The sequence below is a fragment of the Paenibacillus sp. 2003 genome (genome assembly GCF_031455635.1).
In the GTDB taxonomy this organism is placed as follows: Bacteria; Bacillota; Bacilli; order Paenibacillales; family Paenibacillaceae; genus Paenibacillus; species Paenibacillus amylolyticus_B.
In genome coordinates, this window is sequence record NZ_JAVDTB010000001.1 from 723,536 (window position 1) to 741,141 (window position 17,606).

16 protein-coding genes are annotated in these 17,606 nt (G+C 47.1%); 13 read left to right on the forward strand and 3 right to left on the reverse strand.

Annotation, left to right across the window (positions count from 1 at the left end):
- Window positions 1-129: 129 nt before the first annotated feature.
- The 7 genes from J2X75_RS03355 (at window position 130) to coaD (ending at window position 7,895) form a co-directional block, all read left to right on the forward strand.
- Window positions 130-1,020, forward strand: a complete 891-nt coding sequence (locus tag J2X75_RS03355) for a carbohydrate ABC transporter permease (RefSeq protein WP_036610887.1) — start codon at window positions 130-132, stop codon at window positions 1,018-1,020.
- Window positions 1,013-1,843 carry a carbohydrate ABC transporter permease gene (locus J2X75_RS03360; protein ID WP_062833750.1) on the forward strand — a complete coding sequence of 277 codons (831 nt, stop codon included), beginning with the start codon at window positions 1,013-1,015 and terminating at the stop codon, window positions 1,841-1,843. Before J2X75_RS03355 ends, J2X75_RS03360 begins: the two co-directional genes overlap by 8 nt.
- A gap of 157 nt (window positions 1,844-2,000) precedes the next feature.
- Entirely contained in the window at window positions 2,001-5,048 is a 3,048-nt protein-coding gene (gene lacZ / locus J2X75_RS03365) for a beta-galactosidase, LacZ type (protein ID WP_310334298.1), read from the forward strand.
- Window positions 5,049-5,218: 170 nt separating this feature from the next.
- A complete protein-coding gene (locus J2X75_RS03370; protein ID WP_017689244.1) occupies window positions 5,219-5,524 on the forward strand; it encodes a hypothetical protein in 306 nt (101 codons plus the stop codon).
- 514 nt (window positions 5,525-6,038) lie between these two features.
- Window positions 6,039-6,476 carry a hypothetical protein gene (locus J2X75_RS03375; RefSeq protein ID WP_310334299.1) on the forward strand — a complete coding sequence of 146 codons (438 nt, stop codon included), beginning with the start codon at window positions 6,039-6,041 and terminating at the stop codon, window positions 6,474-6,476.
- A 302-nt stretch (window positions 6,477-6,778) separates the two neighbouring features.
- Window positions 6,779-7,387, forward strand: a complete 609-nt coding sequence (rsmD, locus tag J2X75_RS03380; protein WP_124114041.1) for a 16S rRNA (guanine(966)-N(2))-methyltransferase RsmD — start codon at window positions 6,779-6,781, stop codon at window positions 7,385-7,387.
- 1 nt (window position 7,388) lies between these two features.
- Window positions 7,389-7,895, forward strand: coding sequence for a pantetheine-phosphate adenylyltransferase (coaD, locus tag J2X75_RS03385; RefSeq protein WP_085981453.1), 507 nt, complete (start codon window positions 7,389-7,391; stop codon window positions 7,893-7,895).
- Here coaD and J2X75_RS03390 read toward each other — a convergent pair.
- A complete protein-coding gene (locus J2X75_RS03390) occupies window positions 7,873-9,210 on the reverse strand; it encodes a nucleoside recognition domain-containing protein (protein WP_310334300.1) in 1,338 nt (445 codons plus the stop codon). The two genes, coaD and J2X75_RS03390, sit on opposite strands and share 23 nt — an antisense overlap.
- Window positions 9,211-9,460: 250 nt before the next feature.
- On the opposite strand from J2X75_RS03390, the gene J2X75_RS03395 reads away from it, so the two are divergent.
- Window positions 9,461-10,501, forward strand: a complete 1,041-nt coding sequence (locus tag J2X75_RS03395) for a SepM family pheromone-processing serine protease (RefSeq protein WP_310334301.1) — start codon at window positions 9,461-9,463, stop codon at window positions 10,499-10,501.
- Window positions 10,502-10,704: 203 nt separating this feature from the next.
- Here the strand turns inward: J2X75_RS03395 and J2X75_RS03400 are convergent, their stop codons facing one another.
- Window positions 10,705-11,937 carry a nucleotidyltransferase gene (locus J2X75_RS03400; RefSeq protein ID WP_310334302.1) on the reverse strand — a complete coding sequence of 411 codons (1,233 nt, stop codon included), beginning with the start codon at window positions 11,935-11,937 and terminating at the stop codon, window positions 10,705-10,707.
- A gap of 291 nt (window positions 11,938-12,228) precedes the next feature.
- Window positions 12,229-13,464, reverse strand: coding sequence for an NO-inducible flavohemoprotein (hmpA, locus tag J2X75_RS03405; protein WP_310334305.1), 1,236 nt, complete (start codon window positions 13,462-13,464; stop codon window positions 12,229-12,231).
- Between the two features lie 462 nt (window positions 13,465-13,926).
- Between hmpA and J2X75_RS03410 the strand changes: the two genes are divergently transcribed.
- From J2X75_RS03410 to J2X75_RS03430, 5 genes are all read left to right on the forward strand, one after another.
- Window positions 13,927-14,433 carry a YceD family protein gene (locus tag J2X75_RS03410; protein WP_091031953.1) on the forward strand — a complete coding sequence of 169 codons (507 nt, stop codon included), beginning with the start codon at window positions 13,927-13,929 and terminating at the stop codon, window positions 14,431-14,433.
- 67 nt (window positions 14,434-14,500) lie between these two features.
- On the forward strand, window positions 14,501-14,674 hold the full coding sequence (gene rpmF / locus J2X75_RS03415; protein WP_017689233.1) for a 50S ribosomal protein L32: 174 nt from the start codon (window positions 14,501-14,503) through the stop codon (window positions 14,672-14,674).
- Window positions 14,675-15,046: 372 nt separating this feature from the next.
- Window positions 15,047-15,595 (forward strand): transcription factor FapR, encoded by a 549-nt coding sequence (gene fapR / locus J2X75_RS03420; RefSeq protein WP_047842457.1) that lies wholly within the window; start codon window positions 15,047-15,049, stop codon window positions 15,593-15,595.
- Window positions 15,592-16,587, forward strand: coding sequence for a phosphate acyltransferase PlsX (gene plsX / locus J2X75_RS03425; protein ID WP_310334306.1), 996 nt, complete (start codon window positions 15,592-15,594; stop codon window positions 16,585-16,587). The genes fapR and plsX overlap by 4 nt, the downstream gene beginning before the upstream one ends.
- Window positions 16,588-16,595: 8 nt before the next feature.
- Window positions 16,596-17,585 (forward strand): beta-ketoacyl-ACP synthase III, encoded by a 990-nt coding sequence (locus tag J2X75_RS03430; RefSeq protein WP_076209487.1) that lies wholly within the window; start codon window positions 16,596-16,598, stop codon window positions 17,583-17,585.
- Window positions 17,586-17,606 lie beyond the last annotated feature (21 nt).

Here is a 17,606-nt window from a genome sequence, read left to right on the forward strand (position 1 = left end):
AACTTATAGAACCCTAGGAAACATCGGAACCGTCTCCCATGTCCGGCGCAAGTCGAACCGGATATGGTGAGAGGCTCCGTGGGTTCTACCCATGTTCCATGGAGAGAGAGGAGCCATACTGTGAAAGCCATGAATACAGGAGACAGTCTCCAAAAGAAAAATAATTTGACTGGATGGGCTTTTGTTTTGCTGGCTGTTGTCGGGATTGTTGCATTTTACTTCTACCCGATGATCCAAGCGCTGCTCTTATCGTTCAAGTCTGGTGTAGGAGCCAATCTTGAATTTTCGGGCCTTTCTAACTACAAAAGATTGTTAGTGGATACAACGTTCCGTACAGCATTATCGAATACATTTATCTACTTGATTATTCAAGTGCCTGTAATGATTATTCTTGGTTTGTTTATTTCCGTATTGCTGAATGACAGCACACTACGCTTCCGGAGCTTCTTCCGTACAGCGATTTTCTTGCCTTGTGTAACTTCATTGGTAGCGTACTCTGTTGTATTCAAATATTTGTTCGCACCCGATGGAATGGTGAATCAATTCCTTATGGGCTTGCACATTATTGGCGATCCAATTCAATGGATCACAGACCCGTTCTGGGCTAAAATTACGATCATAATCGCCGTTACTTGGCGTTGGACCGGATATAACATGATTTTCTATCTGTCATCCCTGCAAAACATCGATCAATCGATCTATGAAGCTGCAAGAATTGACGGAGCGAATGCTTTTACACAATTCTTCAAAATCACAGTACCTTTGCTTAAACCGATTATCCTCTTCACGTCCATCACATCAACGATTGGTACATTGCAAATCTTCGATGAGATCATGAATATTACCAAAGGTGGTCCAGGTAATGCGACCATGTCGATTTCACAATACATCTACAACCTTTCGTTCAAATATTCACCGGACTTCGGTTATGCAGCAACAGTGTCTTATTCCATCGTAATCTTGATTATTGTATTGTCCATCATCCAGTTTAAAGTGGCAGGTGATAATAAAAATGGCTAAAGCTAAAGCAAAACGGATTTTCACGTATGTGTTCCTATCCATCGTCGCCTTTGTATCCATTTTCCCTTTCTTCTGGATGCTGGTCAGTTCAACAAATGCATCAGTCGATGTCACCAAGGGTAGACTGCTGCCCGGTTCAGCTTTTATTGATAACTTCAACAAACTGATTGATTCGACAAATCTGGTACAGGCTCTCGGAAACTCGGCGATTATCTCTGTAATCTCCACTGTCTTGGCACTGTTTATTGGTTCCATGGCAGGTTATGGCTTCGAGGTATATCGCACGAAGTCCCGTGATGTCGTGTTTAATATCCTGTTGTTGTCCATGATGATCCCGTTTGCAGCGATTATGGTACCATTGTATCGTATGTTTGCAACAATCTCGGGAGTTGCACCGGTTATCGGAATCAACACGATGGCAGCAGTGATCCTGCCAACCATCGCAACAGCGTTCCTGATCTTTTTCTTCCGTCAGAACACCAAAATGTTCCCAAAAGACTTGCTGGAAGCTGGACGTATTGATGGTTTGAGTGAACTCGGCATCTTCTTGAAGATCTATATGCCAACCATGAAAACAACATATGCAGCGGCAGCAATCATTACATTCATGAGTAGCTGGAACAACTATCTGTGGCCACTCATTGTATTGCAAACACCTGACCAACAAACGATTCCACTGTTGATCTCAAATCTGGGTGCTGGTTATTCTCCGGATTACGGAGTAATCATGACAGCAATCGTGATTGCAACACTGCCTACAGCAATCGTTTTCTTCATCATGCAGAAACATTTTGTTGCAGGTATGGTAGGTTCCGTGAAGTAATGAAAACAGCATAATCCGTGCAAATGACGGATGCAGGAAAGAAGAGAGGGCGCTGTTATGGCGTACCTCTGTCTTTTTTGTTTATGTAAAGCAAAAGGAAATCCAGCGTAAACCTTGAATAAGTCAAACTATAACGTTTTAAAGGGAGAGAGAGCCGATGAAAGCAACAAAGGCAGATATCAACTGGTTGGGGGACGTAAGTGTATTTGAGGTGAACCGTCTTCATGCCTATTCCGATCACCGTTACTACCAAACAATGGACGAGGCTGTAGGTTCAGGCGCGATGTCCATGCGTTATGATCTGAATGGTACGTGGAAATTCAACTATGCAATTCGTCCAGACAGCCGTTCTGAGTTTTTCTATACATCCGATTTTTCCAGTGAAGGCTGGGATGATATTGAAGTTCCGGGGCATATCCAACTACAAGGATACGGACAGATTCAATATGTAAATACACAATATCCTTGGGATGGACTGAACGAAATTCGTCCGCCGGCATTGCCACAGGATAAAAATCCGGTTGGAAGTTACATTCGCACATTCCACCTGCCGACAGGTTGGGAGTCGAATCCGGTATATATTTCTTTCCAAGGTGTAGAGTCTGCATTCTATGTATGGCTTAATGGACAATTCGTAGGATACGGGGAGGACAGCTTCACGCCATCTGATTTTGACCTGACGCCATTCCTTCAGGATGGAGAGAACAAACTCGCGGTTGAGGTGTATCAACGCAGCACAGGCAGCTGGCTGGAAGACCAGGATTTCTGGCGTTTCTCCGGCATTTTCAGAGATGTGTATCTGTATACCGTCCCGACTGCACACGTACGTGATGTTCATGTTCGCACAGATCTGGACAAGTCCTATACCAACGGTACTTTGCAAGTGGATCTGAAGCTGGAAGGAAAAGCGGTTGCAGGAGCACGTGTAGAGGCTGAACTTCGCGATCGTGAAGGTAATACCGTTAAAACGTTTGAATCCAAAGTTAACGATGGACAAGTAAGTCTTCGGGAAGATATTGGTACAGTGAATCTGTGGAGCGCAGAGATTCCATACTTGTATCGCCTTTATATTCGTGTATATGATGCTGCGGGTACACTGGTTGAGGTTGTTCCTCAAGCCGTTGGTTTCCGTACATTTGAAATGATCGATAAAGTGATGCACATCAACGGTAAACGTATCGTATTCAAAGGTGTGAATCGCCATGAGTTCAACCCGCGTCGTGGACGTGCGGTTACGAAGGAAGATATGCTGTGGGATGTTCGTACGATCAAACAGAACAACATGAATGCCGTACGTACGTCACACTATCCAAACCAAAGTCTTTGGTATGAGTTGTGTGATGAATACGGACTTTATGTTATTGACGAGATGAACCTGGAGACACACGGATCTTGGCAGAAACTTGGCGCCGTTGAGCCTTCATGGGTTATTCCAGGTGACAAACCGGAGTGGCATGATATCGTTATGGACCGCGCTGTATCCATGGTGGAGCGTGACAAAAACCATCCGTCCATTCTGATCTGGTCTTGTGGTAATGAATCACATGGTGGTGAAGTCATCTACAAAGTATCCCAATACTTCAAATCGGCTGATCCAACACGTCTGGTACATTATGAAGGTGTATTCCATGATCGCCGTTTCGATGAAACAAGTGATATGGAGACTCGCATGTATGCCAAACCGGCGGACATTGAGGAATTCCTGAATGCAAACCCGACGAAACCTTATATCAGCTGTGAGTACATGCATGCCATGGGTAACTCTATTGGCGGTATGCACAAGTATACGGAGTTGGAAGACAAATATCCGATGTATCAAGGTGGATTCATCTGGGATTACATCGACCAATCCATTTATAAAAAAGATCGTTACGGCAAAGAATTCCTCGCTTATGGCGGAGATTTTGGTGATCGGCCATCAGACTATTCGTTCTGTGGCAACGGTATTGTCCATGCTGATCGTAAAGTAACTGCGAAAATGCAGGAGGTTAAATTCCTGTACCAGAACATCAAGCTGTTCCCGGATCGTGAAGGCGTCAAAATCGTAAACGGTAATCTGTTCGCAGATACATCTGTATTGGAACTGGTATACAGCCTGGAGCGTGAGGGACATGAAGTGCTGCGTGGAACATTGGAAGTGAACGTGGATGCGCAAAGCGAGACAGTAGTTAAGCTTCCGCTGGGTACAGAATCCCTGGTGGGCGGCGAGTACGCTGTGAACACCGCATTTGTGTTAAAAGAAGCTACACTGTGGGCTGACAAAGGCGAAGAAGTGGCATTTGGACAGTTTATTTTCACACAGGATCAGGTAAATGATGCAGCCCAGACGGACCTGAACCTTGTAAGTGATGTACAAGTGGTTGAAGGTGACGTTAACATCGGTGTTCGTGCTGGCAAAACGCATGCGCTGTTCTCCAAACAGTTTGGCACACTGGTTTCCCTAAAATTGTCCGGTCGTGAGACCATTGCTGTACCACCTGCACCGCTCTTCTGGCGTGCAATGACGGATAATGACAAAGGAATGGCGATGGGCTTCGAACTGGGTGCCTGGTATGCAGCGAGCCTGATGCCACGTTCTGTAGAGTGGAAAGCGGAACAGAAACCGGATCAATACCGGATCGAGTTCACGTACAAGCTCAACATTTCGGAGGATGTACAAGTGAAAGTGGTCTATACTGTACATGCAGATGGAAGCGTGCGTGTGCATAATACGTACAAAGGTACAGCTGGATTGCCTAACCTGCCAATCCATGCATTGTCCTTCAGAACATCACCTGACTTCGAAAACGTGGAATGGCTCGCGATGGGACCCGAAGAAAACTATGCAGACCGCGCATTTGGCGCACGTCTGGGTATCCATGGAAGTAAGGTAGCTGATACCGTGGCTCCTTATCTGGTACCGCAGGAATCGGGCAACCGTACGGGCGTACGTTGGGCCAAATTGACAGACAACGCGGGACGTGGCTTCAAAATTGAAGCGTCAGGAACTCCGGTTGAGCTGAATGTATCACCATATACAGCATTTGAGCTGGAGAACGCACAGCATGCGTACGAATTGCCTCCTGTGCACTATACGGTCGTGACTGTAGCAGGAAAACAAATGGGTGTTGGCGGTGATGATAGCTGGGGTGCTCCAGTTCATCCGGAATACCTGATCCCTTCAGACGGCGAACTGACATTTGAATTTGTCATTCGTGCACTGTAAGTAAAAGAATCGTACAGAATAAAGAATGTATACTATAAAGAACAGAGGTCTTCGCTCATCGGAGGCCTCTGTTTTGTTATGTCAACGAACAGCTTGAGAGGCATTGTATGAAACCGTTCTCTCTCCAACCTCGTAATGTACGAGACAGGAAACATAAGAGGGGGTTCAAGATGAGTAAAAAAGCAAAGACAGGTATATGGGTGACGGTGTTGGTCTTTCTGGGCATCATTGTTGGATGTTTCATATGGTATTTCAATACCGCTTCAGGTGAACGTGCACTCAAAACGATGAGGTCCAATAACTCGGGCGGCCTGGAGAGGGTTGTTAAAGTGTACAGCAATAATGGTGAATTGATTCAGACCTATGACGGCAAAATTGACGTGGAAGATACGGAATACGGCAATAAAGTATTATTTGATCTCAATGGGAAACGCGTTGTGATCTATAATGCAACGATTGTTGTAGAAGAGAAGTAAAGCGTAAATCGCAGTCTTGAAGGAACGCTGGTTCGGAATTTGGAATGACACCCTATTGCTTATATGGTAAAATTAAGGAAATGATATTAGGGTCGGGTGAGATTTTTATGGTGGAGATGTACCTCATAATCACTGTTGCAATTTTGGGAATGATCCTGTTCTATAGCTTGATCGCTTATTTTTTGATTCGTTTCATTTCGAGAAAAGCATTCAAGCTTCTTACGTTAACCAAATATGAAATGATGGAGATTATAATCTGGCTCGCCGTGCTGTTTATTACCTTCATGATGATTAAGACGGGTTCGATAAATCTTCTCTTGCCGGTTGTTTTACTTATCATTCCATTGATCAATTTACGACTTTCCAATCGGAAACATAGAGAGCTGAATTAGCATAGCTTCCTGTTGTAATACACAAGAATGATAAACATTAGGAAAGGTTGACGGAGTTTACATCACTAGTCAGCCTTTTTTAGTTTCATTACGAATGTTGAAAATGAACAAGGAGGAGTTTAGTGATGATTCTGGGCCGATCAACTGACACTTCAGGTTTAACGCAAGTTGCCAATCTTTCGGATGAGTTGCAGTCTGTGTTTGATAAAGCAGAAAGCAAATATCAAGTAGTCGATATAGAACTCTTCTTTGTTTTCAGGTGTCTTCCTGAAGAATACGATAGAAGGTCCACGGTTAGGCATGTGAAGAAGGAGAAGGTCATCTATTTTGATCTGGTGGTCAGTGAGGATCGGTATAAGACATTAAGCAAAAGCAAACAACGGTATGCGTTAAGCCATGAGTTTTATGCTTTTTTGAGTGAAAAGATACAGAAATACAAGATTGAACATTTAAAAGTGAATGAGTTTATCGCAGATATGGGCATGTGGCTGAGGGAGATTGGATGGTTGCAGACTGAAGAGGAAGCCGAAATAAGTGAATTTGAAGAAAAATATAACTAACATAATAAATGAAAACTTAAACAACAAAAAGAAGCCCTCTTTCGAGAGCTTCTTTTTCATGGGAGAGGAGAAACCGGACGAAGAGCTTATGGGGAAACGTAAGTCTTCTCCGCGGTTGTCTACGACACTTGTGATGTCGATAATTATAGAATCGCCCGATTGTTTCCTTTTTATACATATGCGTCAACAATTCGTCAACAATTTTCCAAGGGAAATGAAGACCGCACATTTTTCAAACTGAACCCGAGTGTGGTACGATAGTCGTATCAATAAACTTACATAGAGAAAAGGTGACTCGTCAAGTGAGAGTGGTATCTGGGAGTGCAAAAGGCAGGCCGCTAAAGGCTGTTCCTGGCACGGGTACGCGGCCGACCACCGACAAGGTGAAGGAAGCGTTATTTAGCATGGTTGGTCCTTATTTTGAGGGCGGCACAGCATTGGATCTGTTTGCAGGCAGTGGAGGTCTCGGTATTGAGGCGCTGAGCCGCGGCATGGACAAGGCTGTTTTTGTTGATTTGGAATCGAAAAGTATTGAAGTTATCCGCATGAATCTGAAGGCGACCAAGCTTGAAGACCAGGCGGCCGTATATCGTAATGATGCAGGTCGGGCATTGAAGGCACTCGCCAAACGAGGCACAACGTTTGATCTGGTGTTTCTTGACCCGCCATATCGCATGAAGAACGGGCACGAGTTGATGTTAACCATGCACGAACTGGAACTTTTGGAACCCGAAGCAACCATCGTGCTTGAATATGAATCCAAACATGATTACCCTGAGCAATTCGGCCCGTTTGAACAAACGCGCAAGGCTTTGTATGGGGAGACGGCAGTATCCATCTACTATTATTCGCCTGAAGCAGTTGAAGATGGAGAATCCATTACACCGGAAGAGGAGGCTCCTCATGACTGAAATGATACATCGACAGGAACGGATCGCCGTATATCCTGGAAGTTTTGATCCCGTAACGATGGGGCATCTGGATATTATCGCCAGAGCGTCGAAGCAATTTGATCGCGTCATTGTGGCTGTGTTGAACAATATGAGCAAAAATCCGCTGTTTACGGTGGAGGAACGCAAAGAACTGATTACGGAAGTAACCCGTCATCTACCAAATGTGGAGGTGGACAGTTTCCGCGATCTGACGGCCAATTACGTCCGGCAAAAGGAAGCTCAGGTCATCGTTCGTGGTATACGCTCGGTAACCGATTTTGAATACGAGTTGCAATTGGCATCGACCAACAGCAAGTTGAACCCGGATGCGGAAACGATATTTATGATGACAAATCCGAAGTATTCCTATTTAAGTTCCAGCATCGTCAAAGAAATCGCTCATTATCATGGAGATGTTACAGATCTTGTCTCACCTGAAGTGGAAGCTGCGCTCCGTCAGAAAATCAGCGAGAAAACCGGCGGTTAAACCAGAAGGTAAGACCCGATAGACTAATCATGACTGCAAGAAGTAACGCAAGACCCATACATGCAGCAGGGAAGACACTCCAAATGGTGTTGATCGTGTATGTGTTACCTGGACTATGTATGAATAGCCAACCGAATGGTGTTGAGAGGTCTTGCTCTGCATTCGTCTGTAATGTGGTCCAGACTTCTGTGCTATAACGGCTGAACGGCATCCATAGGAACAGACTGATGAAAAAAGCGATTAATCCATGAGTCAGGCGAACTCCAGCAAAGTACAACATCGATTTGGTGCCCGGACCAGTAGTTTTCAAGACAGCAGAAACTTGCAGATGGGAGCATAAACCACCCCATCCGAGAACGGCTGCAAGTAGAGACATGAGCAGCATGGGTGTTAATGAAGTCTGGCTCAAATGATAGGTGCCCAGGTGAAGCTCGAAGAAGGCTGGCCAAAGCGCAGCAGAGGAGCCGGGAGTCAGATAAAGGGAGACCAACCGGATAAACACGGCAAAACCGATCATGTATCCTCCAGTCATCATCAAGGTCTGTACAGCTTGGGATACGGTGTCACCGAGCAGTTTGCCAAATCCTCTTCCATCACGACTATGGGCTTCTCTGGCTGCAATCATCATATCGGACCATATACTGCGTCGTTTAGACGTAGCATGGTGGGGTGCAGATGAGCGACTTGTGCAACTTGCAGGACTTGTAGGCTGAGAATCAAGAGAGCTGTTATCTGCTTGCAGGGCTGTCGAGCCAACCCTGTTTGTTCGGTTACCCGCTGCAGGCAGGAGACGCGTGGCAAGAATGGCAGCAATCCAGCCGCTGATCCAGTGGACCAGGAGTAGAAAATATCCGGCCGCTGGCTGGTGGAGAAAAGCAGCACCGACGACCAGTATGATCATCATTGGATTGGCAAAATGAGATGCCGCCGCAAGGACAACCGCCTGCTTGGCGGTAATTTGTCTATCCTGAAATAAACGGGATACCGCATCTGCTCCTGCGGGGAATCCGCCGCACATGCCAACAGCAATCGCCAGACCTGCGTTGCCTGGAAGTCTAAACCACCGTTGCATCAACGGTCCAAGCAAAGCCCCGATTGCATGGGTGAAGCCAAACGCAGTGAGCATTTGGGATAACATAAGGAACGGGAGCATGGCAGGGAAGATGATTTTCCACCATATATCCAGACCTTGAATAGAGGCGTCAAACGCTTCTTTGGGGGACGCAACTACCGCAATGACCAACATTAAAGCGCCGGTGCTTAGGATTATCGTTCGTAACGGGCCAGAATCTCTAACCTCGCTCTGTAATGTCATCGTTTCACCTCATATCAGATAACGCCGATTTGGCATCTGAATCGTTATGGACGGCCGAATGACGCCCGAAGGGCGGTTCGGCCTTGACCGGACAGGCTATTGTATACAGCGGCCTATCCGGCCTGTACCATTGTATGCACAAGGACCAGAGTGTTAGACTTGAAAAAATGATTAAACAAGATGGAATTACTATCGCTGATTAGTGTAGAGTTCAGCTTATATAGAGATACAAAGAACGGAGGCTCATGCGATGAATCGGATTCGGAAATCTGGCGGATTCAGAGCTTCGATCTTTGTGATCGTGGTAGCTCTGGTCGTCTATGTTGCCGTGTACATGCCAACGCCGTATATCATATATATGCCTGGCAGTGCAGATGAAGTAAAACCAATGGTAACCGTTAAGGGTGGAGACCAGGAAGAACGCGGTGTGTTCATGATGACGACCGTGTCGGCAACATATGCCAATGTGTTTTTGCTAGGAACCTCTCTGTTCAATAAAAATGCTCAAGTGGATAAAAAGGAAGACCGACTGCGCGGCAAAAGCGAAGCGGAATACTCTGCTGAACAGGTGTGGTTCATGAGTGACTCACAATCCTCCGCAATGGAGGCTGCATATGAGCAGGCTGATGTGGCTTACTCTATTGTACCTGAACATATCTTTGTATTTGGACTGTCCGAAGACCCAAAACCGGAAGGAGACATTGCTCCGGGAGATATCATTCTGGGAGTGAACGGAACAGCTACGCCGGATAATACGGTGCTTTCTTCCCAGTTAAAAGATAAAAAGGTCGGAGATACAGTCGAAATGCAACTGGAACGTGGTGGAGAGACCATTAGCCGGGACGTGAAACTGATTCAGGTAAAAGACAGTAAAACGGGTGAAACGCGCCCGGGACTCGGCGTTATGATTGGTGCGGTTCAGAAGGTGAAAGCTGAAGATCCGGACAAACAGATCTCCTTTACAGATACTCAGGTTGGTGGTCCGTCTGCCGGCTTGATGTTTACGTTGGAGATCTATAACCAGTTAACACCTGGAGATCTGACCAAGGGGCATCGAATTGCGGGTACGGGTACCATTACCAAGGACGGTGTGGTGGGTGCCATTGGTGGTGTAGTGCACAAGATTGTAGCCGCTGACCGAAAAGAAGCGGAGATCTTCTTTGTGCCTAAGGATAACTATAAGGAAGCAGCAGCCAAGGCTGAACAGATCGGCACCAAAATGAAGCTTGTGCCTGTGGGCACGGTGGATGATGCGCTGGCTTATTTGAAAACCTTGTCCGTGAAATCATAGGTTATAATCGGGCGGGAAGAGATCGAGCCAACGTTGAACCGCATGAATAAAGAACGGATGAAATCAGAATAATTGATTGCATTGGAATGAAGTGTGATCAAGAGATTTGAGAAGATCAACAGAAGTTAATAAGGAAATCCCCTTGTTGCGAGGTGCCTGAGCGGCGCGCAGCAAGGGGATTTTTTTAATTGTATAAAAGCGAATTACAGCCTTACAGACGACTCATAGTAGTCACTGAACATCTTGCGTGTGTCCTTATGCTCGCAAGCGAGCCCATACGCAACCTGAGCTTGTATATCCAGTTCAAGTTGATTGTGTGTGAACGTCGACGGTTTCAGTACAACAGGCAGTGAGGCGGTCTTCTTCATTTGTTTAAGCAGGCTCTGCCCTTGAGCATTAAATCCGAGGACTCGGAGATATCCAGGTCCGGTAGCCAATTGCTCTGGTGAACACTCGGCTTTGGTGTGATTCAGGAGCAGGTGGGCGAGCATACGCTGGAGTTTGGTGCGTGTGTATCGTTTGGTCTTCAGTGCATTCAGGAGTGCTTCGACTGAAGGCTCCGGGAGCTGAGCGAGTGCACGGCTCAGTCGGTGTTCCAGGCCTTCCGTGACTTCGGCGATGCGTTCCAGCTCGGAGGCACGGCGGGTGGCCGCAAGGTGCAACAGCGGCTGCGCAAAGCGCTCCCAGTGTATGGGAGCGCGCCCTTCCTGCCATTCGCGATGCAGAATGGCAAGAGTTGCCGCCGGCACGTAGGGCGCGGCGGCGTTGGGTCCGTCCGCCATCAGCAAGCGGCGGACGGCTGTGGCACTGGCGATCGCCCCCGGCCCGGGCGTCGCCTCATGATACGCGGCACCGGTACGCGCCGCCGTAAAGGGCTGGATCGCGCTGCCAAGTCTTTGCAGCGCGATCAGGTAGTGCAGCCCAAGCGAATTGTTGGGCTGCTCCAGCAGTGCAGCGGCGTCGTGAACATCGACGCCGCCGGGCGCCAGTGCCGCCGCCGCGCCTGCGTACGCGGCGGGGTAACTGGCGCCTTCCCGCAGGCGGCGCGCGATGTCCTCGCGCATCCCTGCGGGCTCCACAGCCAGCACGCGCGCAATGCGCTGCAGGCTGTCCAGGTCGCCGGACTCGCTGCCGAAGCAGAGCGAGTCCACAATGCCGGTGCGGTGCAGCAGCGATACCGCACCGAAGGCAAACCACTCGGCCGGTTGGACCGCGTACGCAACCGGCAGTTCAAGCACGAGATCCGCGCCTGCGTGCAGCGCCATCTCGGTGCGTGCCCTTTTACCAATGATGGCGGGTTCGCCACGCTGGAGAAAAGGGCCGCTCATAACTGCAACAACGGCGTCTGCGCCGCTTAGCCGCCGAGCTTCTTGCAAATGATAGACATGCCCATTGTGCAAGGGGTTATATTCAACAATGACGCCTACGGCTTTCATGATTAGACGTACTCCTTTCGATTGGATAACCGAGTATGTATAACATCCATTCCATCATAGGGGATGTCATGTATTAGATCAAATCATGCACCAATTCAGACAAGAAAAAGGCACAAATCCAACATCAGCAGATGTCAGACTGTGCCTGCAAATCTATTGTATATTACAGATTTTCAATAATCGGAGAACGACTTCTTCATCTTAATAAATCATCATAATAGGACACTTACCCATACACTTATATACATTAGGAAGAAGTTAGGCTAATCACATCTCGCAATCTCAGCACGCTTAGACACTTTCCGGCGCGGGAGATAGACTTGCTTTCGGCCCAAAAAATTCATAATGAATGTTGTCCGCTGTAACACCAAGCGCCTGAAGTTCCGTATAAATCGCCCGCATAAACGAAACCGGCCCACACAGATAATAGGTGGCATCCAGTTCATCAATCACTTGACGAAGCCAGGTGGCATCCATATAACCTTCCTTATGAAAATACTCATTTTCACGATCAGCCTCCTCAGGTTGAGTATAACAATAATAAGCTTTAACGCCCTGATTACGTTTGGCCAGACTGTTCACATGATCACGGAACGCGTGCGATTGACCATTGGGACTTGCATGCAAAAATGTAATGGTGCGATTTTCACTCAAGTTAACCAGTGTATTTAACATGCTGATCATGGGCGTTAGACCGACACCACCACTCAGGAGAACAACAGGTCGTTTATCGTCTGCAATCAGCGTGAAGTCGCCAGCAGGAGCGGATAGCTCCACCAGACTACCTTCTTCAATGTGATTGTGGAGATACGTGGATATAACTCCGTCAGGGCGCTCTAATACACCTCGCTCACGTTTAACGGAAATGCGATAGTAGGGTTTACCCGGGGTATCTGAAAGGCTATACTGACGAATCTGGGTAAATGACTGTGCCTCTGGCTGGATTTTGATACTGATGTATTGTCCCGATTCATAACTGGCAATGGGCTGACCATCGTCTGGAACGAGGTAAAAGGACGTGATGATTTCACTTTCCTGCACTTTCTTGGCAACCTTGAAGGTACGAAATCCTTCCCAGCCACCCGTCTGGTTTTCCGCTTTTGTATACATATCCTGTTCGATCCCGATAAAGGCACCTGCGATGACATTATAGGCTTCGCCCCATGCTGTGATAATCTCATCCGTTGCTGCGTCTCCAAGGACATCTTTGATGGCTTGAAGCAGATAGGTGCCGACAATCGCGTATTGCTCAGGAACGATACCCAGGCTGCGATGTTTATGTGCAACTTGCCGGACGGCAGGCAGGATGGATGACAGATTATCGATATGCAGGGCAGCGGTGTATACCATATTGGCGAGGGCGGCTTGCTGTCGACCCTGTTTCTGATTTGCGTGATTGAAAATATTCAGTAGTTCCGGATGAGCTGCGAACATCGTTTCGTAAAAATGGCGTGTGATCGCTTCACCGTGAACTTCAAGTACGGGTACTGTAGATTTAATGACTCTAATGGTGTGCTCACTTAACATACATTTTCCCTCCCGATATGATATGAAATAGTTGGATAATAAATCGGTCATGGAGCTGATCGTGCTTTGGTTTATAGCAAGTATAGATAGGGGGCAAGCGGGTCTGTGTGATATAGATCACACTAAACGTTAACGAAATGTGACCAGTGTTTGCAAGGAACTACAACTAAAATGACGACTTGTGATTTATCTTGAAGTGAGTCTATAATAGACCAGATGGAGTAAACGGTTCTGAGCCATTGGTTTTAAAAAGGGTGTAAAGTTAAAAGTGTTGACAAACGTCTTGAAAAATCGGTATAATGATTTTTGTTTGTTAAGTCAATTTCATAATACTTTTAACGATGAATCGTCAGAATACATACAGTCAGGATATATTGCTTTACAAAAGCAGGCTTGACCTGTATAACTGTCGTGATACGTTTGACATGAATTATGAAATTGGTTTCGTTTGGAGTGATGGAAATGTTAATGCCATTTCGCAAAGTGGCTACCAGTGATGGCCCCCTGAAGTTTAACGAACAGTGGGATATCAAGGAACTGGTTTCTAACCGACAAGATATCACAGCCGTTACCCCGCTGACTGCGGACTTATCTGCAGAATTCAGAGAAGGTGACGTTGTGGATGTTCATGGCAAGCTGACCATAGGAGTGGACATGTTGTGCTCCCGTTGTCTTAAGCCGATCAATGAACATTTTCATATTGATTTTCATGAGCAATTCAAGCAGGGAAAACAGCCAGAGGAATTACACGAAGACGATGATACGCTCTATGTGGATGGAGATAGCGTTGATCTGAAGGGTTATGCCGAGGAAGCTTTTCTGCTGGATCTTCCGTTTATACCGCTATGTAGCGATACATGCAAAGGGTTATGCCCCAAGTGTGGCCATGAGCTGAACGAAGGTGACTGCGGTTGTGATAACCAGGTTATCGATCCGCGGCTTGCAGGGCTCAAGGATTTTTTTAAATGAGCATGATTGAAAATCGAACATTTTAAGACTACCTGCAAAGGTTGATTTTGATAAGGAGGTGGGAATAATGGCAGTACCTCAACGGAGAACGTCCAAGACGCGTCGCGACAAACGTCGCACTCACTTTAAATTGGCTGTACCGGGCATGGTGAAATGTGAACAATGTGGCGAACTTAAACTTAGTCACCACGTGTGCAAAGTGTGCGGAACGTACAAAGCAAGAGAGATCATCTCTCAATAATAGTTGGACATTAAGTAGCACTTCATTTCGATGAGGTGCTACTTTTTTTGGATTAGAGAGTGTAGGTAGAGTGAGCTAACAAACATGAAATCCTTGCTCCACAAGGGTGAATTGTTTTTGTTAGGCCAGTCTTTCTTTTTGACACGGGATGAGATATACTATAGTTTAGTACCAGGTTCTAAGATTTGACGTTACATATAGATGAACCATAATCCGTTTGAGAACGACCCTGGTGACCAGGGATGCAACTATAGAAGCAACACGAAAGAATGGTTGAACTGGCCGGACGGGACGGTTCCGTAAACGATACAGCGGGGGGTGTCAGGCATCGAACGTGTACCGAAGAGACAGAGGCAACAGCAGTTAACCAAAATGATAGAAGAGAACCCGTTTGTGACGGATCAGGAACTTACACGCCAATTGAAGGTGAGTATTCAGACGATTCGTCTTGACAGGCTGGAACTTGGAATACCCGAACTTCGGGAGCGGATGAAACTGATGGCAGAGCTCTCGTATGATCAGGTACGCTCGTTGCCCTTGCATGAGATTATCGGTGATATTGTGGATCTACAACTGGATAAAAGCGGGATTTCCCTGTTTGAGATTAAGGAAGAACACGTGTTTTCCAGAACAGGCATTGCACGTGGACACTATGTCTTTGCACAGGCTAACTCCTTGGCTGTAGCGATTATTAATGACGAGATCGCGTTGACTGCATCAGCAGACATTCGCTTTGTCCGTTCGGTTCATTTGGGAGAGAAATGTATTGCAAAGGCTTATGTGAGATCGATTCCGGGTCAAAAGGGCAAAGCCAAAGTGGAAGTATTCACTTATGTAGGTGAAGAAATGGTGTTTCAAGGCAACTTTGTAATCTACCATTCAGGTGGAGAAGACAGCGGAGAAGGAGGTCATTTGGAATGAAAATCGTCATTGATGCCATGGGAGGCGACAATGCACCTGCATCAACGGTAGAAGGTGCGATTGCCGCAGCCACGGATTGGGCGGATACACAGATCGTCCTGATCGGCGATGAAGCCAAGCTGGAGCCTCTTTTGAGTCAGTCAGGCGTGAGACCTGCCAATCTTACGGTCCGGCATGCTTCCGAAGTTATTGGTTCGGATGATGAACCCGTCAAAGCAGTGCGTCGCAAGAAGGATGCCTCCATGGTGGTCGCAGGCCGCATGCTGAAAGAGGGCGAAGCGGACGCGATGATCTCGGCGGGCAATACTGGAGCGTTGATGACAGCGGGTTTGCTTGTTGTAGGTCGCATGGAAGGCATTGAACGTCCGGCGCTTGCGCCTATGATTCCAACGATTGATGATGTAGGTGTGCTTGCGCTGGATCTCGGAGCGAATATGGATGCCAAACCGGAGCACCTTGCACAATATGGCCTGATGGGCAGTTTGTATCGGCAAAAAGTACAGGGCATTGAGTCCCCACGAGTGGGCTTGCTCAATGTAGGAACAGAGCCAGGCAAGGGAAATGAGTTAACCAAACATGCATACCCTTTACTGGAACAACTCCCAATTCGGTTTGTCGGTAATGTGGAGGCACGTGATGTGCTGACTGGTGCTTGTGATGTGCTTGTATGTGACGGTTTTGCAGGAAATATCCTGCTGAAGTCGCTGGAAGGCACAGCAGGTGCCATTTTCGCCTTGCTTAAGGAACAATTTTCATCTTCTCTCAAAAGTAAACTGGCTGCAGCTGTACTAATGCCTGAGCTGCGTGGGTTGAAACGAAAGCTGGATTATACGGAGCATGGCGGAGCGCCACTCCTCGGTTTGAGCAGACTGGTTGTGAAAAGTCATGGATCTGCTGATGGCAATGCCATCAAAAATGCTGTGCGCCAAGCTCGGATTGCAGTGCAGAACCAGCTGGTAGAGAGCATATCTAAGGAAATTAGCGGGAAGTGAGTGACGATATGAATAATTTGCGCCCAGTAGGGGTTATTGGTACAGGGAAATATGTGCCTGAGAAAATTTTGACGAATAGCGATCTGGAGAAAATGGTCGATACCAATGACGAGTGGATCGTCAGTCGTACAGGAATCAAAGAGCGTCACATCGCTGCACCTGATCAGGCAACTTCTGATCTGGCATACGAAGCGGCTATTAAAGCCCTTGAATCTGCAGGTATGACAGGCAGTGATCTTGATCTGATTATTGTTGCAACCATTACTCCGGATTCTTCGTTCCCGTCGACAGCCTGCATCTTACAGGACAAATTGGGTGCAAAAGGTGCCGCAGCATTTGATCTGTCGGCTGCTTGTTCCGGATTTGTATATGGTTTGGCTAGTGCTACGAGCTTCATCCAAAGCGGTATGTACAACAATGCACTTGTTATCGGTGCGGACTGCTTGTCTCGCATTACGGATTATACAGACCGTAACACATGTGTCCTCTTTGGTGATGGAGCTGGCGCGGTAGTCGTTGGTGAAGTTCCGGAAGGTCGCGGCTTCAAAGCATTCGATCTAGGTGCTGAAGGTTCTGGCGGTAGTCTTCTTCAGATGGAAGGCGGCGGTTCCCGTCTGCCTGCTTCCGCAGAGACCGTTGAAAATAAAAAACATTACATCTACATGAACGGTCGTGAAGTGTTCAAGTTTGCGGTACGTGTCATGGGGACGGCTACCATTGAGGTATTACGCAAGGCTGGTATGGAGCGTACGGATGTGGATCTGTTTGTTCCTCACCAAGCGAATATTCGGATTATCCAATCTGCGATGCAACGACTTGAACTTCCTGAAGAAAAGGTTGTAGTCAACGTGGATAAGTATGCAAACACATCGGCTGCTTCCATCCCGCTTGCTCTGGTAGAAGCTGCGGAGGAAGGTCGCATGAAAGCCGGAGATACCGTCCTGATGGTTGGATTCGGTGGCGGTTTGACATGGGGTGCATCGGTACTCGTTTGGTAAAATAGACATCTGGGAGATGAA